The 23382-nt window shown below is 68.0% G+C and carries 24 protein-coding genes; 9 read left to right on the forward strand and 15 right to left on the reverse strand.

What is annotated here, in order from left to right; translation table 11 throughout:
* Positions 1–5: 5 nt before the first annotated feature.
* The 8 genes from gcvT (at position 6) to ACOTSS_RS04310 (ending at position 8352) form a co-directional block, all read left to right on the forward strand.
* Positions 6–1142, forward strand: a complete 1137-nt coding sequence (gene gcvT / locus ACOTSS_RS04275; RefSeq protein ID WP_448690293.1) for a glycine cleavage system aminomethyltransferase GcvT — start codon at positions 6–8, stop codon at positions 1140–1142.
* Between the two features lie 2 nt (positions 1143–1144).
* A complete protein-coding gene (gene gcvH, locus ACOTSS_RS04280; protein ID WP_448690294.1) occupies positions 1145–1516 on the forward strand; it encodes a glycine cleavage system protein GcvH in 372 nt (123 codons plus the stop codon).
* Positions 1517–1594: 78 nt separating this feature from the next.
* Positions 1595–2416, forward strand: coding sequence for a glycosyltransferase family 2 protein (locus ACOTSS_RS04285; RefSeq protein ID WP_448690295.1), 822 nt, complete (start codon positions 1595–1597; stop codon positions 2414–2416).
* Positions 2417–2419: 3 nt separating this feature from the next.
* Complete coding sequence (gene gcvPA, locus ACOTSS_RS04290; protein ID WP_448690296.1) at positions 2420–3778, forward strand: aminomethyl-transferring glycine dehydrogenase subunit GcvPA; 1359 nt, start codon at positions 2420–2422, stop codon at positions 3776–3778.
* A 32-nt stretch (positions 3779–3810) separates the two neighbouring features.
* Positions 3811–5364, forward strand: coding sequence for an aminomethyl-transferring glycine dehydrogenase subunit GcvPB (gene gcvPB, locus ACOTSS_RS04295; protein WP_448691287.1), 1554 nt, complete (start codon positions 3811–3813; stop codon positions 5362–5364).
* A 228-nt stretch (positions 5365–5592) separates the two neighbouring features.
* Complete coding sequence (locus tag ACOTSS_RS04300) at positions 5593–6042, forward strand: ABA4-like family protein (protein WP_448690297.1); 450 nt, start codon at positions 5593–5595, stop codon at positions 6040–6042.
* The gene (locus tag ACOTSS_RS04305) at positions 6039–6674 is read left to right on the forward strand and encodes a DUF938 domain-containing protein (RefSeq protein WP_448690298.1); all 636 of its coding nucleotides are present in this window, start codon (positions 6039–6041) and stop codon (positions 6672–6674) included. Before ACOTSS_RS04300 ends, ACOTSS_RS04305 begins: the two co-directional genes overlap by 4 nt.
* Before the next feature lie 115 nt (positions 6675–6789).
* Entirely contained in the window at positions 6790–8352 is a 1563-nt protein-coding gene (locus tag ACOTSS_RS04310) for a fatty acid--CoA ligase (RefSeq protein WP_448690299.1), read from the forward strand.
* A gap of 38 nt (positions 8353–8390) precedes the next feature.
* Here the strand turns inward: ACOTSS_RS04310 and ACOTSS_RS04315 are convergent, their stop codons facing one another.
* The 14 genes from ACOTSS_RS04315 to ACOTSS_RS04380 are packed head-to-tail and all read right to left on the reverse strand — an operon-like array spanning position 8391 to position 21484.
* The gene (locus tag ACOTSS_RS04315) at positions 8391–9257 is read right to left on the reverse strand and encodes an SDR family NAD(P)-dependent oxidoreductase (RefSeq protein WP_448690300.1); all 867 of its coding nucleotides are present in this window, start codon (positions 9255–9257) and stop codon (positions 8391–8393) included.
* A gap of 42 nt (positions 9258–9299) precedes the next feature.
* Positions 9300–9764, reverse strand: coding sequence for a MaoC family dehydratase (locus ACOTSS_RS04320; protein WP_448690301.1), 465 nt, complete (start codon positions 9762–9764; stop codon positions 9300–9302).
* Positions 9761–10543, reverse strand: a complete 783-nt coding sequence (locus ACOTSS_RS04325) for an SDR family oxidoreductase (protein ID WP_448690302.1) — start codon at positions 10541–10543, stop codon at positions 9761–9763. The genes ACOTSS_RS04320 and ACOTSS_RS04325 overlap by 4 nt, the downstream gene beginning before the upstream one ends.
* A 12-nt stretch (positions 10544–10555) precedes the next feature.
* Positions 10556–11737 (reverse strand): acyl-CoA dehydrogenase family protein, encoded by a 1182-nt coding sequence (locus ACOTSS_RS04330; RefSeq protein WP_448690303.1) that lies wholly within the window; start codon positions 11735–11737, stop codon positions 10556–10558.
* Complete coding sequence (locus tag ACOTSS_RS04335) at positions 11734–12798, reverse strand: acyl-CoA dehydrogenase family protein (protein WP_448690304.1); 1065 nt, start codon at positions 12796–12798, stop codon at positions 11734–11736. Before ACOTSS_RS04335 ends, ACOTSS_RS04330 begins: the two co-directional genes overlap by 4 nt.
* A gap of 1 nt (position 12799) precedes the next feature.
* On the reverse strand, positions 12800–13702 hold the full coding sequence (locus tag ACOTSS_RS04340; RefSeq protein ID WP_448690305.1) for an SDR family oxidoreductase: 903 nt from the start codon (positions 13700–13702) through the stop codon (positions 12800–12802).
* A 5-nt stretch (positions 13703–13707) separates the two neighbouring features.
* Positions 13708–14859 (reverse strand): acetyl-CoA C-acetyltransferase, encoded by a 1152-nt coding sequence (locus ACOTSS_RS04345; protein ID WP_448690306.1) that lies wholly within the window; start codon positions 14857–14859, stop codon positions 13708–13710.
* 13 nt (positions 14860–14872) lie between these two features.
* Positions 14873–15886 (reverse strand): acyl-CoA dehydrogenase family protein, encoded by a 1014-nt coding sequence (locus ACOTSS_RS04350; protein ID WP_448690307.1) that lies wholly within the window; start codon positions 15884–15886, stop codon positions 14873–14875.
* Between the two features lie 7 nt (positions 15887–15893).
* Positions 15894–17045, reverse strand: coding sequence for an acyl-CoA dehydrogenase family protein (locus ACOTSS_RS04355; protein ID WP_448690308.1), 1152 nt, complete (start codon positions 17043–17045; stop codon positions 15894–15896).
* Entirely contained in the window at positions 17045–17800 is a 756-nt protein-coding gene (locus ACOTSS_RS04360; RefSeq protein WP_448690309.1) for an enoyl-CoA hydratase family protein, read from the reverse strand. Before ACOTSS_RS04360 ends, ACOTSS_RS04355 begins: the two co-directional genes overlap by 1 nt.
* A 3-nt stretch (positions 17801–17803) precedes the next feature.
* On the reverse strand, positions 17804–18883 hold the full coding sequence (locus ACOTSS_RS04365) for an NAD(P)H-dependent flavin oxidoreductase (protein ID WP_448690310.1): 1080 nt from the start codon (positions 18881–18883) through the stop codon (positions 17804–17806).
* On the reverse strand, positions 18883–19791 hold the full coding sequence (locus ACOTSS_RS04370; protein WP_448690311.1) for an enoyl-CoA hydratase: 909 nt from the start codon (positions 19789–19791) through the stop codon (positions 18883–18885). The genes ACOTSS_RS04365 and ACOTSS_RS04370 overlap by 1 nt, the downstream gene beginning before the upstream one ends.
* A gap of 3 nt (positions 19792–19794) precedes the next feature.
* A complete protein-coding gene (locus ACOTSS_RS04375; protein WP_448690312.1) occupies positions 19795–20595 on the reverse strand; it encodes a CoA-transferase subunit beta in 801 nt (266 codons plus the stop codon).
* Positions 20596–20608: 13 nt separating this feature from the next.
* Positions 20609–21484: a CoA transferase subunit A gene (locus ACOTSS_RS04380; RefSeq protein WP_448690313.1), complete on the reverse strand. Its 876-nt coding sequence runs from the start codon at positions 21482–21484 to the stop codon at positions 20609–20611.
* A 132-nt stretch (positions 21485–21616) separates the two neighbouring features.
* On the opposite strand from ACOTSS_RS04380, the gene ACOTSS_RS04385 reads away from it, so the two are divergent.
* Positions 21617–22381, forward strand: a complete 765-nt coding sequence (locus ACOTSS_RS04385; protein WP_448690314.1) for an SDR family oxidoreductase — start codon at positions 21617–21619, stop codon at positions 22379–22381.
* 118 nt (positions 22382–22499) lie between these two features.
* On the opposite strand, the gene ACOTSS_RS04390 is transcribed toward ACOTSS_RS04385, so the two are convergent.
* Complete coding sequence (locus tag ACOTSS_RS04390) at positions 22500–23357, reverse strand: tyrosine-protein phosphatase (protein ID WP_448690315.1); 858 nt, start codon at positions 23355–23357, stop codon at positions 22500–22502.
* Between the last annotated feature and the right edge of the window lie 25 nt (positions 23358–23382).

Raw genomic sequence — 23382 nt, forward strand, 5'->3', positions numbered from 1 at the left:
GCGATATGCGCGACGATGAAGACGATACGGGCGAAGCTGCGGTCGAAACCGCCACCCTGCCGCTCGACGCCTGGCACCGCGCGAAGGGCGCGCGGATGGTCGAATTCGCCGGCTATTGGATGCCGATCCAATATGAAGGCATCATGGCCGAGCATCTGTGGACCCGTGCGAATGCGGGCCTGTTCGACGTCAGTCACATGGGCCAGCTCATCCTCAGCGGCGAAGGCGTCGCCGAGGCGCTCGAAACGATCGTCCCCGGCGACATTTCGGCGCTCAAGCCCGGCCGCATGCGCTATTCGCTGCTGCTCGCCGAGGATGGCGGCATCCTCGACGACCTGATGATCACCGGCGGCGACCACGAACTTTACATGGTCGTCAACGGCGCGGTGAAATGGGACGATATCGCCCATCTGCGCGAGCATCTGCCCGACGCGATCGGGCTCAACCATATGGACGAGCAGGCGCTGCTCGCGCTGCAGGGGCCGAAGGCGGCCGCGGCGCTCGAACGGCTGGTTCCGGGCGTCGGCGCGCTCGTGTTCATGCAGGCGGGCGGCTTCGACTGGAACGGCGTCCCCCTCGGCATCAGCCGGTCGGGCTATACCGGCGAGGACGGGTTCGAGATTTCGGTGCCCGCGGCGCATGTCGGCGCGCTCGCCGACGCGCTCTGCGCGATGGAGGAGGTGAAGCCGATCGGTCTCGGCGCGCGCGATTCGCTGCGGCTCGAGGCGGGGCTGCCGCTCTACGGGCACGACCTCGACCCCGCGACCGATCCCGTCGAGGGCGATCTGGGCTTCGCGATCTCGAAGCGCCGCCGCGAGGAAGGTGGCTTTCCCGGCGCCGCGCGCATCCTCGGCCACCTCGCTGACGGAGCCCCGCGCAAGCGCGTCGGGCTGCTCGTCGATGGCAAGCTGCCGGTGCGGGAGGGCGCGAAGCTGTTCGACGGCGACACCGAAATCGGGGTCGCGACCTCGGGCGGCTTCGCCCCCAGCGTCGGCGCGCCGATCGCCATGGGCTATGTGCCCACCGGCCTCTCCGCGCCCGGCACCGCGATCGCCGCCGAGGTGCGCGGCAGGCGGGTGCCCTGCACCGTCGCCGCCATGCCGTTCGTTCCGCACAAATATGTCCGCAAACAGGGAGCCTGACGATGCCGCGTTACTATACCGAAGAGCATGAATGGATCGACGTCGACGGCGATGTCGCGACGGTCGGTATCACCGACTTCGCGCAGGGTCAGCTCGGCGATATCGTGTTCGTCGAAGTGCCCGACACCGGCGCCGAGCTCAGCGCGGGCGGCGACGCCGCGGTCGTCGAATCGGTGAAGGCGGCGAGCGACGTCTACGCCCCCGTCGACGGCGTGGTGACCGAAGGCAATGGCCAGCTCGAGGAGGACCCCGCGCTCGTCAACAGCGATCCCGAGGGCGAAGGCTGGTTCTTCCGCATGACCCTGTCCGACAAGGGGCAGCTCGACGGGCTGATGAATGCCGCCGCCTACAAGGAATTCTGCGACAGCCTGTAAGTCACGCCCCTCCCGGCCGCGGGAGGGGGGAGATAGGTTCATGATGTCTCTCGCCATCCTGTCGATCGGGCTCGCGGCATGACCGCCGCCGCACCCGCGCTCGCCGGCTGCCGGCCGATGGTCGCGACCGCGATCTATGCCGGCGCGCAGGGCGGCTATGTGCGCGCGGTGCTCGCGCTGTCGATGGCGGCGTCGGCACGCTCGCTGCCGCTCCGCTTCGAGTTCATCCTGCACGAGGCGCAGATCCACCGCGCGCGCGACATGCTGGCGAACATCTTTCTGCAAAGCGACTGCACGCATCTGCTGTTCGTCGACGACGACGTCGATTTCGCCGCCGACGATGTGTTCGCGATGCTCGCGGCGATGGCGGCGCGCGAGGATTGCGCGATCCTCGGCGCACCGGTGCCGCGCAGGGTGGTCAACTGGGCCCAGGTGGCGCGCGCCGCCGAGCGCGGGCTGGCGCGGGACAATCCCGCCGATCTCGCGGGCTATGCCGGCGATTTCGCGCTGAGCTTCCTCAACCCCGGCCAGTCGTTCGCATTGAACGAGCTGGTCGAGCTGACGCAGCTGGGCGCCGCCTTCATGCTGGTGCGGCGCGACGTGATCGAGACGCTGTGCGCGCGCCACCCAGAGCTCGCCTTCCGCGTCGATGCGCGCGACCGGCAGAATGCGCGGGTCGCCGAAGAAGTGCACGGCCTGTTCATGCCGATGATCGAGCCCGAGAGCCGCCGGCAACTGTCCGAGGACTACGCCTTCTGCCACCGCGCGCGCGCCGCGGGTTTCCGCATCTGGCTCGCGCCCTGGGTCCGCACCACGCACAGCGGACCCGCGACCTTCCGCGGATCGCTCGCCGATCTCGCCCCGCTTTTTTCCGACAACCCCGTTTCTTCGCCGGAGTAATTCATGCGTTACCTGCCCCTCACTCCCGACGACCGCGGCGCGATGCTCGCGGCCGTCGGCGCATCGTCGATCGACGATCTGTTCAGCGACGTTCCCGAAGCGGCGCGGCTCGACGGCCCTATCGCCGGGCTGCCGATGCACGCCAGCGAACTCGCGGTCGAGCGTCATATGGCGGCGCTGGCGCGGCAGAACCGCGCCGCGGGCGACGGGCCCTTCTTCCTCGGCGCGGGCGCCTATCGCCACCATGTGCCCGCCAGCGTCGACCATCTGATCCAGCGCGGCGAGTTTCTGACCGCCTATACGCCCTATCAGCCCGAGATCGCGCAGGGCACGCTGCAGATGCTGTTCGAATTCCAGACGCAGGTCGCGCGCCTGTTCGGCACCGACGTCGCCAATGCGTCGATGTACGACGGCTCGACCGCGTGCTGGGAAGCGATCGTGATGGCGCGGCGCGTGACGCGGCGCGGCAAGGCCTTGCTCTCGACGGGGCTGCATCCGCATTATCGCAGCGTCGCGCGGACGATGGCGAACTATACCGGCGACGTGCTGGTCGACGGCGATCCGAGCCTCGAAGCCGGCACCGACTGGGCCGCGCTCGCCGCGGCGGTCGACAAGGAAACGAGCTGCGTCGTCGTCCAATATCCCGACATCCTCGGCCGCATCGACGACATGCGCGCCCTCGCCGCCGCGTGCCAGGCGGCCGGCGCGCTGCTGATCGCGGTGGTCACCGAACCCGTCGCGCTCGGCCTCATCCAGTCGCCCGGCGAGATGGGCGCCGACATCGTGGTGGGCGAGGGGCAATCGATCGGCGTCGGGCTCCAGTTCGGCGGGCCTTACGTGGGCCTCTTCGCCTGCAAGGCCAAATATGTCCGCCAGATGCCGGGGCGCCTGTGCGGCGAGACGGTCGATGCGAACGGCAAGCGTGGCTTCGTGCTGACGCTCTCGACCCGCGAGCAGCATATCCGCCGCGAGAAGGCGACAAGCAATATCTGCACCAACTCAGGGCTTTGTGCGCTGGCCTTCAGCATCCACATGACCCTGCTCGGCGAAGCCGGCCTCCGCCGGCTCGCCGCGATCAACCATGGCCGGGCGGAAGCGGCGGCGACCGAACTCGCGAAGGTTCCGGGCGTGTCGGTGATGAACGGCGGCTTCTTCAACGAGTTCACGCTGATCCTGCCGAAGGCGGCGCGACCCGTCATCCACCAGCTCGCCGAGAAGGGCGTGCTCGGCGGCGTGTCGCTCGGCCGCCTCTACCCCGACAATGACGGCCTCGCGAACGGCCTCGTCGTCGCGGTGACCGAAACCGTGACCGAAGAGGATATCGCCGCCTTTGCCGCGGCGCTGAAGGAGGTGCTGGCATGACCGCGCTCAACCGCGCCGGATGGCGCCCCGAAATGAACGCCGGCGGTGCCGACGATAATGTCACCTTCACCGGCAACCGCGCGCTGATGCTCGAAGAGCCGCTGGTCTTCGAGATCGGCTCGACCGAAACCACGGGGGTCGATTTCGATGAGGAGGCGCCCGCGGCCGACCTCGGCGCGCTCGCGCGCTCGGCTCCGATCGGCCTGCCGGGGCTCAGCGAGGGCGAAACGGTGCGCCACTATACGCGCCTGTCGCGGCAGAATTACGCGATCGACCTCGGCCTCTTCCCGCTCGGAAGCTGCACGATGAAGCACAACCCGCGCCTCAATGAAAAGGTCGCGCGGATGCCGGGCTTCGCCGACGCGCATCCGCTGCAGCCGCAGGAGACGGTGCAGGGCGCCTATGCGGTGATCCACGAACTCGCCGCATGGCTGGTGACGCTGACGGGCATGCACAGCGTCGCGATGTCGCCCAAGGCCGGCGCGCATGGCGAGCTTTGCGGCATCCTCTGCATCAAGGCGGCGCTCGAGGCGCGCGGCGAGGACCGGCGCGTGCTGCTCGTCCCCGAAAGCGCGCACGGCACCAACCCCGCGACCGCGGCCTTCGCGGGCTTCAGCGTCGAGGATATTCCCGCGACCGAAGAGGGCCGCGTCGACCTCGCGGCGCTCAAGGCGCGGCTCGGCCCCGACGTCGCGGGGGTGATGATCACCAACCCCAACACCTGCGGCCTGTTCGAGCGCGACCTGAAGGCGATTTCGGACGCGGTTCATGCGGCGGGTGGCTATGTCTATTGCGACGGCGCGAACTTCAACGCGATCGTCGGGCGCGTGCGCCCCGGCGACCTCGGCGTCGACGCGATGCACATCAACCTCCACAAGACCTTCTCGACCCCGCACGGCGGCGGCGGGCCGGGCTCGGGCCCGGTCGTGCTGTCGGAGGCGCTCGCACCCTACGCGCCGCTCCCCTTCGTGACGAAGGACGGCGAACGTTTCCGCCTGATCGAAGAGGAAAGCGCGGGCGAGGAGCATCCCGACACCTTCGGCCGCATGACCGCCTTCCACGGCCAGATGGGCATGTTCACCCGCGCGCTGACCTATATCCTCAGCCACGGCGCCGACGGACTGAAGCAGGTCGCCGAGGATGCGGTGCTCAACGCCAACTATGTGCTGCGCAATCTGGAGGATGTGCTCGACGCGCCCTTCGCGGCGTCGGGTCCGTGCATGCACGAGGCGCTGTTCAGCGACAAGGGTCTCGCCGAGGGCTTTTCGACGCTCGACATCGCCAAGGGGCTGATCGACGAGGGCTATCACCCGATGACGGTCTATTTTCCGCTCGTCGTCCACGGCGCGATGCTGGTCGAACCGACCGAGACCGAATCGAAGGCGGTGCTCGACCAGTTCATCGGCGCGCTGCGCAGCATCGCGCTGCGCGCCCGCAACGGCGACCCGGCGCTCAAGTCGGCACCGCATTTCGCGCCGCGCGCGCGCCTCGACGAAACGCTGGCGGCGCGCAAGCCCATCCTGACGTGGAGCGAGCCCGCGGTCGCGCCCGGCACGCCGTCGATGAGCGAGATCGGCGGGAGCTGAGCGGGGCGCTCGAGTATCGGCGATAAAATGCGCCATGACAAGAATCCGTTTCCCCGAGCGGAGACGAGGGGGCCGTTCGAGCGAAGCGAGAACCGGGGCGGTGCCGCCTCGACTTCGCTCGGCAATGCCCCTCGCCTTCGCTCGGGGAAACGGAGGGATTCAGATTTCTCTCAACTTGTTCTAGGGCGATAGCGACCCTGCCTTCGCAGGGGCGATGGAGGATCGGGCATGAGCTGGAACAGCATTTTTCTCATCGCCAATTATTGGGCGATCGCCGGCTGGCTCGCGCTCGCCTTCGCTCCGCGCGGTCCGCGCATCCTGTCGGCGATCCTCTACGCCGGCGTTGCGCTGCTCTGCCTTGTCTATACGGTGACGATCATCGGCTTCCTGACCGGCGGCATCGATCCCGGCGGGGTGGCGGGCGGCGATTTCACCTCGCTGGCGGGCGTGATGAAGCTGTTCGACACCCCCGGCGGCGCGACGCTTGGCTGGACGCATTATCTGGCCTTCGACCTGTTCGTCGGGATGTGGATCGCGCGCGACGCCGACCAGAAGAGATTCGGGCGGATCGTCCAGCTTCCCTTCCTGTTCCTGACGCTGATGACGGGGCCGGTCGGGCTGCTTGGCTGGCTGGTGGTGCGCGAGCGGCGCGCTCGCGCGCTCGCGAAGGCGCGATGAGCCCCGAACCCTGGATGCCCGAGGACGGCGGGCGCGAGGCGAAGCGCCACGCCCCCGCGACGCTGCGCAACCGCGACGCGATCGCCGCGACGCTCGCCGAATGGCTGCCGCCGACGGGCCGGGTGCTCGAAGTGGCGAGCGGATCGGGCGAGCATATCGTCCATTTCGCCGCCGCCTTCCCGGCGCTCGACTGGCAGCCGAGCGACCCCGATCCCGGCGCTCTCGTCTCGATCGCGGCATGGAGCGCCGAGGCGGGGCTTGCGAATGTCGCGCCGCCGCTCCGGCTCGACGCCGCCACCTCCGGCTGGCCGGTCGCGGGCGCCGATGCGCTGCTCTGCATCAACATGGTGCATATCAGCCCGTGGAGCGCGACGCTGGGTCTCCTCGCGGGGGCGGCGCGCATCCTGCCTTCGGGCGCGCCGCTGATCCTCTACGGCCCCTATGTCGAACCCGGGGTGCCGACCGCGCCGAGCAATATCGCGTTCGACGCCAGCCTGCGCGCCCGCAACCCCGAATGGGGGCTGCGCGACCTCGATGCGGTGAAGGCCGCCGCGCGCGACGCGGGCCTCGCTTTTACCGCGCGGCAGGCGATGCCCGCCAACAATCTGATGCTCCTCTTCCGCCGCAGCTGACGTTCCGCTTGCCGATGGCGGTCGCGCGCGCTTAGCTTGCGAAGCGTCGCGCTTGCCAAGTCGCCGAGTCTGTTGTTATCAGGTCTGAGAATTGCGCAAAGACGCCGGGAGAGAGATGGACATGAGCGATACCGCCGACCTGCTGACCTTCGACGAATTCATCACCCATTGGGCGAAGGCGCGGCCCGACCGCGTCGCGATGCGAGAGGAAGGCCGGGTGATGAGCTACGGCGAGCTCGAAGAGCGCACCGCGCGCGTTGCGAGCGCGCTGCTCTCGGCCGGGCTGCGGCCGGGCGATCGTATCGCGTGGATCGGGAAGAACAGCGACCTCTATTTCACCCTCTTCTTCGGCGCGGCGCGCGCGGGCGTCGTGATGGCGCCGATCGGCTGGCGTCTCGCGCCGACCGAATGGGCGTTCATCGTCAACGACACGCGCGCGAAGATCGTCTTCACCGGCCCCGGCTTCGACGCGGCGGCCGAACAGCTCGCGGGCAAGCTCGACCATGAACCGAAGATCGTCGGCGCCGACGCCGCGCGCGCGATGATCGACGCCGCGCCGCGCACCGCCTTCGCGCCGTCGGGGCCGGACGATGCGGTGCTCCAGCTCTATACCTCGGGCACCACGGGCAACCCCAAGGGGGCGGTGCTCACCAACACCAACCTCTTCGCGCTGCGCAAGAATTCGGCCGATCTCGACCTGCCCTATACAAGGTGGGAGGATGACGAGGCGGTGCTCGTCGCGATGCCCTGCGCGCATATCGGCGGCACCGGGCTCGGCATCATGGCGCTCGCGGCGGGGCTGCCCGGCGTGGTGCTCGCCGAATTCAATCCCGACGGCGTGTTCGACGCGGTCGAGCATCATGGCGTGACGCGCTTCTTCATCGTTCCCGCGGCGCTGCAGATGCTGCTGCTCCATCCGCGCTGCGCGAGCGTCGACTACAGCCGGCTCAAATATATCCTCTACGGCGCCGCGCCGATCCCGCTCGACCTTCTGCGCCAGTGCATCAAGATGTTCGGGGCACAGTTCATCCAGGCCTATGGGATGACCGAGACGACGGGCACCATCTGCATGCTGCCGCCCGAGGATCACGATCCCGATGGCAACAAGCGGATGCGTTCGGCGGGCAAGCCGTTGCCCGGCGTCGAGATCAAGGTGCTGGGCCCCGACGGCAACGAGGTGCCGACGGGCGAGGTGGGCGAGGTCGTCACCCGCTCGTCGAACAACATGCAAGGTTATTGGAACCTGCCCGACGCGACCGCGAAGACGATGACGGAGGGCGGCTGGATCCACACCGGCGACGCGGGCTACATGGACGAGGACGGCTATCTCTACATCCACGACCGGATGAAGGACATGATCATCTCGGGCGGCGAGAATGTCTATCCGGCCGAGGTCGAGAGCGCGATCTACGGTCACCCCGCGGTGCAGGAGGTCGCGGTGATCGGCATTCCCGACGCCAAATGGGGCGAGACGGTGAAGGCGGTCGTCGTGCCCAAGCCGGGGATGACGATCGAGGAGGGTGACATCATCGCCTGGACCCGCGATCGCATCGCCGCCTTCAAGGCTCCGCGCAGCGTCGACGTGATCGAGGCGCTGCCGCGCAACGCCTCGGGCAAGATCCTCCGCAAGGACCTGCGCGCGCCCTATTGGGAGGGCTATGAGCGGATGGTGAACTGAGCCGCCAGGGCCGGTTGCGGGCAAACCTCTCCGCCGCATCAAGTCCCGTCGGCGCGGACCGCCGGGTGCGACCATGCCGGAATCTCGGCGACCGGCAGCGGAGTCAGATCGTCGATATCCGCCACCGCGAGCCGGTGATGCGCCGCGAAGTGCATCGAATGCGCGAGCAGGCCCGACCGCTCGACCGCGGGCAGATGGCACATTTCGGCCACCGCTTCGGCCAGATAGGCGACATTCTCCCCCGGATAATCATCGGGGATATAGCGCGTCGCGCCGGGTGTCTTGATGGCGGTCGACGGCGCGACCAGATTGACCGCGATGTTCGACGCGAGCAGTTCGGCCGCCGCGCCCTGCGTCAGGCGATTGATTGCCGCCTTCGCCGCCGCATAGACCGCGACGCCGCCGTCGGTGTCGAACGGGCTGTAGGGCTTGACCGGTGCCTGTGCCGTGACCGAGCCGATATTGACGATCCACCCCGCGCCGCGCGCCTTCATATGCGGGATGGCGGTGCGTGTCAGGATGAAGGGCGCGCGCAGATAATGGGTGAGGGTGCGGTCGAACGTTTCGATCGGCATCGATTCGATGGGGACATAATCGGCGTATCCGGCGTTGTTCACCAAGATGTCGAGCCCGCCCGCGGCCTCGACCGCCTGCGGGATGAGCCTCGCGCATGCCTGTTCGTCCTCAAGGTCGCAGGCGATCGCAATCGCGCGGCCGCCGCGCGCCTCGATCAGCGCGACCGTTTCGCTGAGCGTCCCCGGATCGCCCGTTGCCGAGTCGAGGCTCCGGGCCGTGACGACGACGGTCGCGCCGTCGGCCGCGAGACGGCGCGCGATCGCGCGCCCGATGCCGCGGCTCGATCCGGTAACGAGCGCGATCCTTCCGCCCAGCCGTCCTGAGGTCATATCTATTCCCTTTGTTTCAAATATTTCCGTGCCGGCCCTGCGTCAGGATTCAGGGTAGAAGCGGCTGATCGTATCGACGACGCACGCGGGCTTTGCTTCGCCCTCGATCTCCACCGTCACGCGCACCACCGCCTGGACGCCGCCCTTGGCCTCGTCGGCCTTGACCAGTTCGCCGACGCCGCGGATGCGGCTGCCGCTGCGAACCGGGTTCAGAAAGCGGAGGTTGTCGGTGCCGATGTTGATCCCCATCGCGACCCCTCGCACCTCGATCAGGTCGGGGAGGAAGCGGTTGACGAGGCTCATCGTCAGGTAACCGTGCGCGATCGTGCCGCCGAAGGGGCCGTCCCTGGCGCGTTCGGGGTCGACGTGGATCCATTGATGATCGTCGGTCGCCTCGGCGAACAGGTCGATGCGGTCCTGCTCGATGGAAACCCATTCGGTCGGGCCGAAGGTCTCGCCCACCGCTTCCAGCAGCGCCGCGGGCGTATCGAAGATGCGCGCGCTCATGCCTGCTGGCTCGACACCGCGACGACTTCGCCCGCCATATAGGAGGACAGATCGCTCGCGAGGAACAGCATGACGTTCGCGACCTCCCACGGTTCGGCGTAACGGCCGAAGGCTTCCCTCTCGGTCAGTTCTTCGAGCAGCCCCGGCGGCGTCACTTTCGACAGCGAGGCGTGCATCGCAAGGCTGGGCGAGACGGCGTTGATCCGCACGCCCTGCTCGGCCGCTTCGAGCGCCGAGCAGCGGGTGAAGGCCATCACCCCTGCCTTCGCCGCGGCATAATGCGCCTGCAATTTCTGCGCCCGCCAGCCGAGTACCGAGGCGTTGTTGACGATGGCGCCTTTCTGACGTTCGTACATGTGCGGCAGCATCGCGCGCGTCATGCGGAAGACGCTGGTGAGCGTCACGTCGAGCACCTTGTGCCATTGCTCGTCGGTCATCTCGACCACCGGTGCAGCGCCGCCGAGCCCGGCGTTGTTGATGAGCACGTCGACATGCCCCATCGCGCCGATCGCGCCCGCGACCAGCGCCTGCACCTGCGCCTCGTCGGTGACGTCGCAAACGAGGGTGCCGGGGCGCGCGAAGCCGAGCCTCTCGATGCGGTCGGCGGTTTCGCCGAGCCGCCGTTCGTGCATGTCGGAGAGGAAGAGGCTCGCGCCTTCCTCGGCCGCGCGCTGTGCCACCGCGCCGCCGATGCCGCTGCCCGCGGCGGCGGTGATCAGCACGGTCTTGCCCTTGAGGAGGCCGGTCGGGGTGGGGTAATCGGGGGCCGGTCGTGCCACGCTTCGTCTCCGTTATTTGAGGTCGCCGCGCGGCTCGCGCGGGAGGCCGAGCGCGCGCTCGGCGATGATGTTGCGCTGGATCTCGTTGGTGCCGCCATAGATGGTGTCGGCGCGGCTGTAGAGAAACAGGTTGGGGAGCGGCGGGAAAGCATAGTCGCCGCCCGGGATGGTCTCTCCCGCCTGGCCGAGTATGTCCATCGCGAGTTCGCCCAGATCGCGGCGCCACGTCGCCCACTGGATCTTGTAGGTGAGCGCGGCGGGATTGAGCTTGCCGCCCTCGGCATCGGTGAGCATCCGGAGCGCGCCATAGCGCATCAGCTTGAGCCCGATTTCGGCCTTGGCGATGCGTTGGCGGATCAGCGGATTCCTCGCCTCGCCGTTGGCGCGCGCCGCGGCAATTACCGCGTCGAGTTCGTTGCGGAACCCCATCTGCTGCGCGAGGGTCGAGACGCCGCGCTCGAAGCCGAGCAGCCCCATCGCGACCTTCCATCCATCGCCGGGCGCGCCGAGGATGTTCGCGGCGTCGGTACGCGCGCCGTCGAAGAAGGTCTCGTTGAACTCGGCCTCGCCGGTGATCTGGTGGATCGGGCGGATGGTGACGCCGGGCTGGTCGACCGGGACGAGCAGGAAGGCGAGACCCTTGGGGCCCTTCGATCCCTCCTCGCTGCGGGCGATCACGAAAATCCAGTCGGAGAATTGCGCGAGGCTGGTCCAGACTTTCTGCCCCTCGATCATCCAGCCATCGCCCTCGCGCCACGCGCGGGTGCGGACATTGGCGAGGTCGGAGCCGGCCCCCGGTTCGGAATAGCCCTGACACCAGATTTCCTCACCGCGCGCGATCGGCGGCAGGAAGCGCGCCTTCTGTTCGTCGGTGCCGAAGGCGAGGATCGTCGGGCCGGCGAGTTCGATTCCGATATGGTTGAGCCGCGGCGGCGCGCCGGCGCGGGCATATTCCTCGGCGAAGATCACCTGTTCGGCCAGCGTCGCGTCGCGCCCGCCATAGGCCTTCGGCCAGCCGACGCAGCTCCAGCCCGCTTCGCCCAGCCGGCGTTCCCAGTCGCGGCGGCGTTCGGGCATTTCGGTCAGACTCGTGAGCCCGCGCACATCGGCGAAGGGTCCGCCAAGTTCGGCTGTGAGCCAGGCCGCGGCTTCAGTGCGGAAGGCTTCTTCGTCGGGTGAGAATCCCAGCTTCATGCCGCCTCGTCCAATCCGGCCATTTCCGCGATCCGCTCGCGATGCCAGTCGGGGGTGCCGAGCAGGTTGCGGTCGCCGCGCGCGCGCTTGAAATAGAGGTGCGCGTCATGTTCCCAGGTGAAGCCGATGCCGCCGTGAAGCTGGATCATCTCTCCCGCACAATGCATGTAAGTGTCGCAGGCGAAAGCCTTGGCGGCGTGAACCGCGAAGACGGCTTCGTCCGATCGCTCGTCGATCGCGCAAGCCGCCCAATAGACCGCCGAGCGCGCCTGTTCGATCGCGACCATCATGTCGGCGAGGCGGTGCTTGACCGCCTGAAAGCTGCCGATCGCGCGGCCGAACTGGATACGTTCCTGCGCATAGGCGACGGTGCGGTCGAGGCAGGCCTGCGCGCCGCCGAGCGCATCGGCGGCAAGAACGAGCGCGCCGGTGCGGCGCGCGGCGGCGAGCGCGGCGGCGGGGTCGGCGAGGGGCTCTGCCGCGACCGCGCCGAAATCGAGCCGCGCATAGGGGCGTGTCTGGTCCATGCTGATGAGCGGGGTGACGGTGAGTCCGGGCGCTTCGCGTTCGACGAGGAGGACGGCCTCGCCGACCGCCACGACGAACAGGTCGGCGCGCGCGCCGTGCGGGACATGGAGCGCGGCGCCGGTCAGCGTGTCGTCGCTCCAGGTCGTCGCGGGCGCCGCCTCGGCGAAGCTCGCGACCAGATCGCCCGCGGCGAGGCGGGGGAGGAGGCGCGGCCTCTGCTCGGCGCTGCCGCCGGCGAGGATCGCTGGAATGGCAAGGCCGACGCTCGCGAGCAAAGGCAGCGCGGCGACATGCCGCCCGGCTTCCTCGGCCAGGATGGCAAGCTCGACCATGCCGAGCCCGACGCCGCCTTCGGCCTCGGGCACCATGACCCCGGCGAGGCCGAGGTCTGCGGTGAAGGCCTGCCACAGCGCCTCGTCGACGCCTGTGCCGGCCATCGCGGCGCGGGTGCGTTCGCTCGTCGCCTGCTCGGCAAAGAAGGCCTTCGCCGTTTCGGCGATCATCGCCTGTTCGGCGGTGAAGGCGAAATGCATCCTAGCTGCCCCAGACCTTACGCGGTTCGCGGCGTTCGGCGAGCAACTCATCGACCGCCGCGCCGACATCGGCCGGGTTCCACCTGGCTTGCTGATCGACCGTGGGGCCGAGATTCCAGCCGTCCTCGATCGTGATGCGTCCGCCCTCGAGTTCGAAGACGCAGCCGGTGACATGCTTCGATGCTTCGGAACCCAGCCACACCACGGTCGGCGCGATATTGTCGGGGTCCTGCGCGTCGAAGCCGCTCTCGACCGCCGCCATCTTGTCGGCGAAGGCCTGTTCGGTCATCCGCGTCCGTGCTGCGGGGGCGAGGGCGTTGGCGGTGATGCCGTAGCGGCCGAGTTCGGCGGCCTGTACCAAAGTCAGCGCGGCGATCCCGCCCTTCGCCGTCGAATAGGCGGCCTGCGCGATCGAGCCTTGCAGCCCCGCGCCGCTCGTCGTGTTGATGATCCGCGCATCGACGGCATAGCCGGCCTTTTGCTGCGCGCGCCAGTAATCGACAGCGTGGCGGGCGACGCAGAAATGGCCGCGCAGATGGACGTGCATCGTTGCGTCCCATTCCTCGGGCGTTGCCGACACGAACATGCGGTCGCGCACGATGCCGGCGTTGTTGACGACGACATGCAGGTCGCCGAACGCTGCGACCGCGGCATCGATGATCCGCTTCGCACCGTCCCAGTCGGTGATGTCCTCATAATTGGCGATGGCGTTGCCGCCCGCCGCCTCGATCTCGGCGACCACGCCATCGGCCGCCGAGGTGTCGCGGCCTTCGCCCGACAAACTCGTACCGATGTCGTTGACGACGACATTCGCGCCCTCGGCGGCGAAGGCGAGCGCATAGGAACGCCCGAGCCCGCGTGCCGCGCCGGTGATGATGACGGTGCGTCCTTCGCAGATACCCATGTCGCTTACAGCCTTTCGATGATGGTGACGTTGGCCTGACCGCCGCCTTCGCACATGGTCTGGAGCCCGTAGCGGCCGCCGGTGCGTTCGAGCGCGCCGAGCAGCGTCGTCATCAGCCGCGCGCCCGTGGCCCCGATCGGGTGGCCGAGCGCGATCGCGCCGCCCTGCACATTGACCTTTTCGTGCGGCACGCCGAGTTCCTGCATCCACGCCATCGGCACCGACGCGAAGGCTTCGTTGCATTCGAACAGGTCGATGTCGTCTACGCTCATCCCCGCCTTTGCGAGCGCATATTTCGTCGCCGGGATGGGGCCGGTGAGCATCCACACCGGATTGTCGGCGCGGACCGACAGATGATGGATGCGCGCGCGCGGTTTCAGCCCATGCGCCTTGACCGCCGCCTCGCTCGCGATGAGCAGCGCCGCCGCGCCGTCGCAATTCTGGCTCGCGATGCCGGCAGTGATCACGCCGCCCTCGTTGACGGTGCGCAGCGTCGCGAGACCTTCGGGCGTCGTTTGGGGGCGAACGGTCTCGTCCTGCTCCAGCCCTTCGAGCGGCGCGATCTCGGCCTTGAACCAGCCATTGTCGATCGCGGCTTGCGCGCGGCGGTGCGATTCGGTGGCGAAGACCTCCATCGCTTCGCGGCTGATCCGCCACTTGGCGGCGATCATCTCGGCCGACTTGATCTGGTTGACCTCTTCGGTGCCGTAGCGCGCGTCCCAGCCTTTCGAGCCGATGAAGGGGCTGTCGAAGCCATAGGGTTGGCCCGCGAACATCGCCGCCGAGATCGGGATCGCGTTCATCGCCTGACTGCCGCCCGCGACGACCAGATCCTGCGTGCCGCTCATCACGCCCTGCGCCGCGAAATGCACCGCCTGCTGCGACGATCCGCACTGGCGGTCGATCGTCGTGCCGGGGACATGCTCGGGCAGGCCCGCGACGAGCCACGCGGTGCGGCCGATGTCGCCCGCCTGCGGCCCGATCGTGTCGCAGCAGCCCCAGACGACATCGTCGACCTGACCCGCGTCGATGCCGGTGCGTTCGATCAGTGCCAGAATCGGATGCCCGGCGAGGTCGGCGGGGTGGACGGTGGCGAGGCTGCCCTTCTTGCGCCCGATGGGCGTGCGGACGGCGTCGATGATATAGGCTTCAGCCATTGTTTTTCGTTCCTTATGCGAAGCTGTGGCCGGGGCCGATCGGCAGCGCGCCGCCGAGGACGGCGGCGTCGATGCGCACGAGGTGGAAAGCGCGGTCGCCCCAGGCTCCGGACAGCGCCCAGGCGCGCTTCATCCAGAAATGCAGGTCGACTTCATAGGTATAGCCCATCGCGCCGTGCGTCTGGATCGCGATCTCGCTCATCGCCCACGCCGCGTCGGCGGCGGCGAGCTTGGCGTGGCTGACATGGACGGGGGCGCTGGCCGATCCTTCGGCGAGTGCCACCGCGGCGCGCTGGATCACGGGCTTGGCGAATTCGATCTTGACCACGGCGGTCGCGAGGTGGTGCTTGACCGCCTGAAAACTGCCGATGGGCTGGCCGAACTGGCTGCGGTTCTTCGCATAATCGGTCGCCTGTTCGAGCATCGCGTCGGCAATGCCGACAAGCTGCGCGGCGGCGATCAGCGCGGCATGGTCGAGCAGCGCGTCGGCCGAGCCGACTTCGGCTCCCGAAGGTGCGATCGGCGCATAAAGGCGGCGGAGCGGATCGACGCTGTCGAGGAGGTCGGCGCCGCCGCCATGCTCGGCGAGCAGCAGCGCGCCGTCCGTTGCCGACAGGAGATGGCTTGCGTCCTCGAGATCGGAGACCCACGGATTGACGGGGTGTTGAAGCGCAACCTTCGCTTCGCCGCTGGCGATGGCCGCGAGCAGCGCGTCCTGTCCGCCCGCCTTGGCGAGCAGCGGCGCGGCGACGAGCGCGGTGTCGGCCAGCGGCTCGGCGACCCCGGCACGACCGAGTTCGGCGGCGATCAGCACCGCGTCGAGCAGCGATAGGCCAAGCCCGCCCTGCGCTTCGGGGACGAGCAGGCCGGGCAGGCCCATCTCCGCGAGGCCCCGCCATACGTCGGCCGAGCGGCGGCTGTCGCTGGCGTCGAGCGCGCGCAGCAACTCGGGCGCGTGAACGCCCGCCAGATAGTCGCGCACGCCGGTCGTCAGCGTTGCCTGATCTTCGGTGACGGTGAAATCCATGGCCCGCTTACCTCGGCAGGCCGAGCAGCCGCTCGGCGATGATGTTGCGCTGGATCTCGTTCGACCCGGCGTAGATCGGGCCCGAGAGCGAGAAGATATAACCTTCGAGCCATGTGTTGAGCGCACCGCCGTCGAGATGGCGCAGCTCGGCCGAGGCGCCGAGGAGTTGCATCGCGGTGCGGTGCGCGGCGCGGTCGAGTTCGGACCAGAAGATCTTGTTGAGGCTCGCCTCGGCGCCGATATGCCCGCCCGCCATGATCTTCGAGGCGACGGCATAGGTGTTGTAGGCATAGGCCTGCGCATCCATCCACGCCTGCATCACCTGCTCGCGCGCAGCGGGTGCGGCCTTCGCCTCATGCTGGCGGAACAGCTTGACGAGGCGCTCGGCAGCCGCCTGAAAGCGCGCGGGCGAACGCAGCATCAGCCCGCGTTCGAACCCGGCGGTCGCCATCGCGACGTTCCAGCCTTCGCCTTCGCCCGCGATGCGGTTCTGGGCCGGCACGCGCACTTCGTCGAAGAAGAGTTCGGCAAAGCCCGGATCGCCGTGAAGCTGGCGGATCGGTCGCCGCGTCACGCCGGGGGCGTTGAGATCGAACAGGATGAAGCTCAACCCCTTGTGGCGCTTCGAATCCGGGTCGGTGCGGAACAGGCCGAAGCCCCAATCGGCGAAGCTCGCGCGGCTCGACCAGGTTTTCTGGCCCGTGATGACATAGTGGTCGCCGTCCCGAATGGCCTTCGACGTGATTGCCGCCATATCCGACCCGGCGTTCGGCTCGGACCAGGCTTGCGCCCAGATGACCTCGCCCTTCGCCATCGGAGTCAGGAAGCGCGCCTTCTGTTCGTCGGTGCCGAATTCCATGACGGTCGGGCCGAGCAGGAAGATGCCGTTCTGGTTGACGCGAAGCGGCGCCCCGGCGCGATAATATTCCTCTTCGAAGATCAGCCACTGGATGAGGTCGAGCCCGCGCCCGCCATAGGCTTCGGGCCAGGTGACCATGCCCCAGTTGCCGCTTGCGAGCTTGCGCTCCCACTCGACATGCTGGTGATAGCCGTCCTCGCGCTCGAGCGTGACGAGCGGTTCCTTCGGGACATTGGCTTCCATCCACGCGCGCACTTCGGCGCGGAAATCCTGCTGTTCGGCTGTGTAGGCGAGATCCATCAGAATTCGGCCGCCTTGCCGGTCTCGACGAACGCGTCGCGCGATTTCTGGCTGTCCTCGTGCATATACATTTCGAGCGTGAAGCCCTGTTCCCAGCGATAGCCGCGATCGACGTCGCGCTCTTCGAGCCCGTTCAGCGCTTCCTTGGCGATCACCAGCGCTTTGCGCGACTTGCCCGCGATGACGCTTGCGAACGCGCGCGCCTCTTCGACGAGCTTCTCGCGCGGCACCACTTTCTCGACCGCGCCGAGCCGGTACGCTTCCTCGACCGGGATATTGCCGCCGGTGAAGAAGGCCGCGCGCACCTTGTGCAGCGGCAGCATGCGCGACAGGTGCGAGGCGCCGCCCATCGCGCCGCGATCGACCTCGGGCAGCGAGAAGAAAGCATCGTCGGCGGCGATGATTGTGTCGCTCGCGCCGCAGATGCCGATGCCGCCGCCGATCACGAATTTATGGACCGCGACGACGACGGGGACCTCGCAGTCGCGCACCGCCTTGAAGGTCAGGTAATTGCCGCGGTTGAGCAGCGTGATGCGCTCGGGATGCGCCTGCATTTCCTTGATATCGACGCCGCCGCAGAAACCGCGGGCGCTCTCGGCGGCGCGGATCAGCACGACATTGACCTCGGGATTGCTGCCGGCCTCGCGGATGATCGCGGGCAGGTTGTTCCACGTTTCGCTGTCGAACGCATTGACCGGCGGGACGTCGAAGACGATCTCGGCGATACGGTCCTTGATCTCGGTATGGATCGGCATGGGTCAGGCCCCTGTTGAGGAGGAAGAGGAGAGGGCAGTGAGGCGCGCGCGCGCGTCGCGTTCGATGCCGCCAAGAAGCTCGGCGCAGCTTGGCAGATCGTCGAGCCGCCCGGCGACGAGGCCGGTCGCCATCAGGCCGTGGTCGGGGTCGCCTTCGACCACCGCTTTCTGGATCAGCATCGGCGCGGAGGCGGCCATCATCGCCTGCGGCAAGGTGAGGCCGCCGTGGCTGGTCATGCCCTTCGCGGCCTTGAACAATTCGCCGAAGGAGGCGCCGGTCTGGCGCTTCATCGCGAGCCCGCTCTCGACCGCGCGGCGCCAGATGCCGAGCCCGCTCGAACGCTCGATCCGGTTCAGCAGCGCATTTTTGATCATCCGCTGCGGCAGGCCGTCGACCTTGGTCGACACGAGGATATCGTCGGTGCCCGCGCCGACATAGCGCGCCTTGGTCACATCGGGGATCGGGCTTTCGCGCGTCATCAGGAAGCGCGTGCCCATCGCGATGCCGACCGCGCCATAGGCGAGCGCCGCTGCGAGCCCGCGCCCGTCGCCGAAACCGCCCGCTGCGATCACCGGCACCTTCACCGCGTCGAGCACCTGCGGCAGCAGGATCGTCGAGGCGACCGATCCGGTGTGCCCGCCGCCTTCGCCGCCCTGCACCGTCACCATGTCGACGCCGAGCTGTACCATCTTCTGCGCATGTTTGACCGCGCCGACGGTGGGGACGCAGAGGATGCCGGCATCCTTGAAGCGGCCGATCATCTTCGCATCGGGCCCGCGCCCGAAGCTCACCGCGCGGATCTGGTCGCGGTGCTTCAGGATGATCTCGACGATCTCCGCAGCGCCCGGCTGGAACATGTGGAAATTGACGCCGAAGGGCTGCTTCGTGCCCTGCTTGACCGCGAGGATCGCGGCTTCGAGTTCGGCGGGCTGCATCACTGCGCCCGCGAGGAAGCCGAACGCACCCGCCTCGCTCGACGCGATGACGAGCGCCGGCGTCGCGATCCAGCCCATTGCGGTCTGGATCACCGGCAGCCGGCAGCCGAGCCGCTCGGTCAGGATGGTGGCGAGCGCGTCGGCCATCAACCTTCCTTCGCATCCTTCTTGTTTGCCGCCGCCATCTTCTTGCCGTCGAACCCGGCGATATAGTCACCTTTGACCAGGCTGTTGTTGGCGTGGGCGAAATGATGATAGCCGAACGCCGCGTCGATCCCGGCATTCTTGCCCGCCAGCGTCTCCATATGGTTGCACGCCTGCTTCGCGAGCTGCAGCGCGAGGCGCGGCTGGGTCGCGATCCGCTCCGCGACGCGCTTCACCTCGTCGGCCAGCCCGGCGCGCGGCACGACGCGGTTGACCATCCCGGCTTCGCGGGCGCGCTCGGCGCTCATCCGTTCGCCGAGGAACAGGAATTCCTTCGCCAGCCGGACATTGAGTTCGTGGCAATGCGCGAAATATTCGAGGCCGGGGAAGCCCATCTGCAGCACCGGGTCCTGAAAGAAGGCGTCGTCCGATGCGATGATCAGGTCGCAGACCCAGGCGAGCATCAGCCCGCCGGCGATGCAGCCGCCGTGGACCTGCGCGATGGTGGGCTTGGGAATGTCCCGCCACCTTTTGCACATGCCCAGATATTGCTCATGCTCGCGGGCATAGGCCTTTTCGGCTCCGGCCTTGGTCGAGTGATCGTACCACATCAGCCGCCGCTCGACCGGCGAATGAAAGTCGCGACCCGGCGTGCCGATGTCGTGCCCGGCGCTGAAATGCTTGGCGTCCGATTTCAGCACGATGACCTTGACCGCATCATCGTCGACGGCGCGATAGAAGGCGTCGTCGAGCGCGTAGGTCATCTGGCTGTTCTGGACATTGTGATATTGCGGGCGGTTGAGCGTCACCCACGCAATGCCGTCCGCCGCCTCGTAGAGGATGGGCGTATCGGTCTCGTAAACCGGGGTCTCGTCGACCGGCGGGACCAGCCCGTCATTCTGATCGGTCATGGCTCAGCTCCTCTTGCCCGCGGGATTGTCCTTGAGCACCCCGGCGCGCAGACCGTGCGGGTCGAGCCGCGCGATGATCGCGAGTTGCTCGGCGGTCGGAGCAGGGGTGGTGGCGATTTCGGCCGCGGCCTCGAGCGCAAAGCCGGTCGCGTCCTGCACCTGCTCGAAGGTCACGCCGGGATGCAGCATGACGACGCGGATCGCATGGTCCTTGCCACCGAAATCCATGACGCACAGGTCGGTGATGATCAGCCGCAGATCGACGCGGCTGAAATTGACGCCCGGTGTGCGGCGTGCGGGATTATAGCCGACGCTCGACACCATATCGACTTCGCCCTCGACGAAGACGCGCTTCGAGTGGGCGGGGACGAACATCGAATTGATGTGGCAGATGCTGTTGCCCGGAAAGCCCCGCGCGCCGAGCATCTGCACCTTAGGCTGGTCATAGGTGCCGCCGAGGTAGGAGATGTTCGTCTGGCCGAAGCGGTCGATTTGGCTCGGCGTCACCATCGCGTGACGCTTGCCGGACCACACCGCGGCATCGAAGAAGCGCGAGAAGGGGAGGTAGCCCGCCGCCTTGCGGTCGTCATAGCCGCGCGGGCCGAGCGGCACCGGGTCCTCGACCAGATAGGCCTCGCCGTCGGTCATCATCAGCTCGGGGGTGTGCGTCAGCTTGGCGAGGCTGGCGGCGAGGCGCGGCGCGGGGCCGATGCCGGTCGCGACGAGTTCGCCGTTGCCGCGCCATGCTTCGGACGCGGCGACGATGAGCTGTTCGCAAAGGGTGAAGTCGGGTGCGGTGGTCATGGTCTCGGCCGCCTCAGAAGATGGGAAGGGGAAGGGCGGCGACGGCGTCCTTGCCGCCGACGCGGTCGAGATAGCCCGCCTCGTCGGCGCCGATGACGTCGGCGGCATAGGCGTCCCAGCCGGCTTCTTCGCGTGCGCTCGCGGCATAGGCCTTGAGCTGCTTCATGTCCCAGCCATAGGCGGGCGGCATCGAGGTGGGGTGCGCGCCGAGCGGTGCCGCGATCACGCCGTGGACGAAGCAGCGCTCGACGATGTTGGCGCGCGCGTCCTCGGGATAGCTATGGTCCATGCGGTCGACGACTTCCTCGGCCGAGACGAAGGTCCGGTCGGCAGCGCGCGCGAACCATTCGTCATAATAGGTGTCGGGGCCGAGGGCCTGGATATTGCCGAGCCTGTCGGCGCGCTGGACGTGGAGCAGCGCCGCGTCGAGCTTCAGCGCCGGCATCGCGAGCAACACCTCGCCGTCGGCATAGGGCGACTGCACCGTCTTGAAGCCGCCGTGCGTCATCACGTCGGTGCCGAGCCCGACGTGCGTGGGCAGGAAGGGCAGGCGGAACGCCGCGGCCTTGAGGCCCCATTGCAGCATCCCCTCGTCGAGTTCGAGGATGTCGAGCCCGCCGGCCTCGCGCGCCTTGCGGAAATAGGGTTCGAGCGGGATCGCGTCCATCGAGACGAAACCGAAAACGACCTTCTTCACCTTGCCCGCGGCGCACAGCATCCCGACGTCGGGGCCGCCATAGGCGACGATGGTGAGATCCTTGAGGTCGGAGCGCAGGATCGCGCGGACCAGCGCCATCGGCTTGCGCCGCGGCCCCCAGCCGGCGATTCCGATCGTCATCCCGCTTTTCAGCGAGGCGACGAACTGCTCGATGGTCACTTGCTTGTTCAATTCCCTCTCCAACACGCATGGGGCATTTGCGAGGCTGGATTAGGGACTCTGGCGGCGGGTCCGATACCGCCATATGGGGGGAGACTTTCTTGCTGCCGGTGCGAAGAGATCGGTCGAAGGATGGAGGCGGATATGGCGGACGGAAATCGGCGCGTGGCGCTCGTCACCGGGGGCGGCAAGGGCATCGGCCGCGCGATCACGGAGCGCCTGCTCGCCGACGGCTTCGACGCCGTGATCTGCGGCCGCAATGCGCCCGATGAACTGCCGTCGCTTGATGGGGCGATCGCCAAGTTCGAGGCGTGCGACGTGCGCGAGGCCGATGCGGTGCAGGCGATGGTCGAGCGCATTGTCGCGCGTCACGGGCGGCTCGATCTGGCCGTCAACAACGCCGGCGGCTCGCCCGAGGCCGATGCCGCGACCGCCTCGCCGCGCTTTTCCGAACGCGTCCTTGCGCTCAACCTGCTCGGTCCGCTGCACGTCGCGCAGGCGGCGAACAGGATCATGCAAGGGCAGGCCGAAGGCGGCGCCATCGTCAACATCGCCAGCGTGTCGGGGGTGCGCCCCTCGCCGGGGACCGCGGTCTATGGCGCGGCGAAGGCGGGGCTGCTCAGCCTCACCGAATCGCTCGCGATGGAATGGGGGCCGAAGGTGCGCGTCAACGCGGTCGTCGTCGGGCTCGTCGCGACCGAGGCGGCGGTCGATCATTATGGCGGCGCCGAGGGCATGAAGCGCATCGACGCGATGCTGCCGCTCGGCCGCATGGCAACGGGCGCGGACATCGCGGGGGTGGTGAGCTTCCTCGCCTCGGCCGACGCCGCTTATGTTAGTGGCGCGCGGATCGCGGCGCACGGCGGCGGCGAGCGGCCAGTGTTTCTGACGCTGGCAAGCAGCGGGTAAAAGTACGCTCCTTCATCTCGTCATCCCGGCGAAGGCCGGGATCTCATCGTCGCAATCTAACGCACCGGCGAGATCCCGGCCTTCGCCGGGATGACGATCTATGGAATCCAGTTTTCCGTCAGCGCAGCATCCGCTGGCGCAGGCGCTGGATCGCGGCGCGGTCGACCCCCAGTTCGCGCTTCAGATAATTTTCGACGCTGCCATAATCCTTGTCGATCTGGTCGAAGGCGGCGTTGAGATAGGCGGGCTCGACGTCGAGCAGCGGCTTGACGGCGTCGGCGGGCAGCGCCGCCGTCGCGGCGTTCAGCCCGGCATCGGCGCGCAGCTTGTCCATGTCGAGCGCGCTGTTGCTCAGCAGATAGTCGCGCATGATCGTGTCGCGCGGAACGCCGAGCGCGCTCAGCACGAGCGCGGTGGCAAGGCCGGTGCGATCCTTGCCCGCGGTGCAGTTGACGATGACCGCCTTGTCGGAATTCAGCAGTCGGTCGAACAGCATTCGATAGGACGCCGCCTGCTCCCTGGGAAAGCCGCGATAGCCCTCGATCATCGCGCCGCGCATCGTCGCGGCGTCGATCTTGGCGCCCTTGGCGAACAGCGCGCCGAGGTTGCCGGCCGACAGGTCATAATCGCGCGTCCAATATCCGACGTCGGCACCCTGCATCCACGGCGACTTGTCGGCCTGCCGCTCGCGCGTCGAGCGCAGGTCGATGATCGACCCCACCGACAGGCCGCGGATCAATGCCTGATCCTCGGCGGTGTAGCGCCCGACCGACGCCGAGCGGTAGAGCTTGCCCCACATCACCTTGCGGCCATCCGCGGTGCGATAACCGCCGACATCGCGGAAATTGTCGCCGCCGGTCATCGCAAATTCGCGCGTCACCGACGTCGCAGGATCGGCCGACACGGGGCCGGGCGCAGCTTGCGCCATCGCCGTCGCGGGCGAGAGCATCAGCAGCGCGAGAAATGCCTTTTTCATATCCTGTCCCTTTTCAAAGACCGCC

The organism is Sphingopyxis sp. NJF-3 (assembly GCF_053514865.1).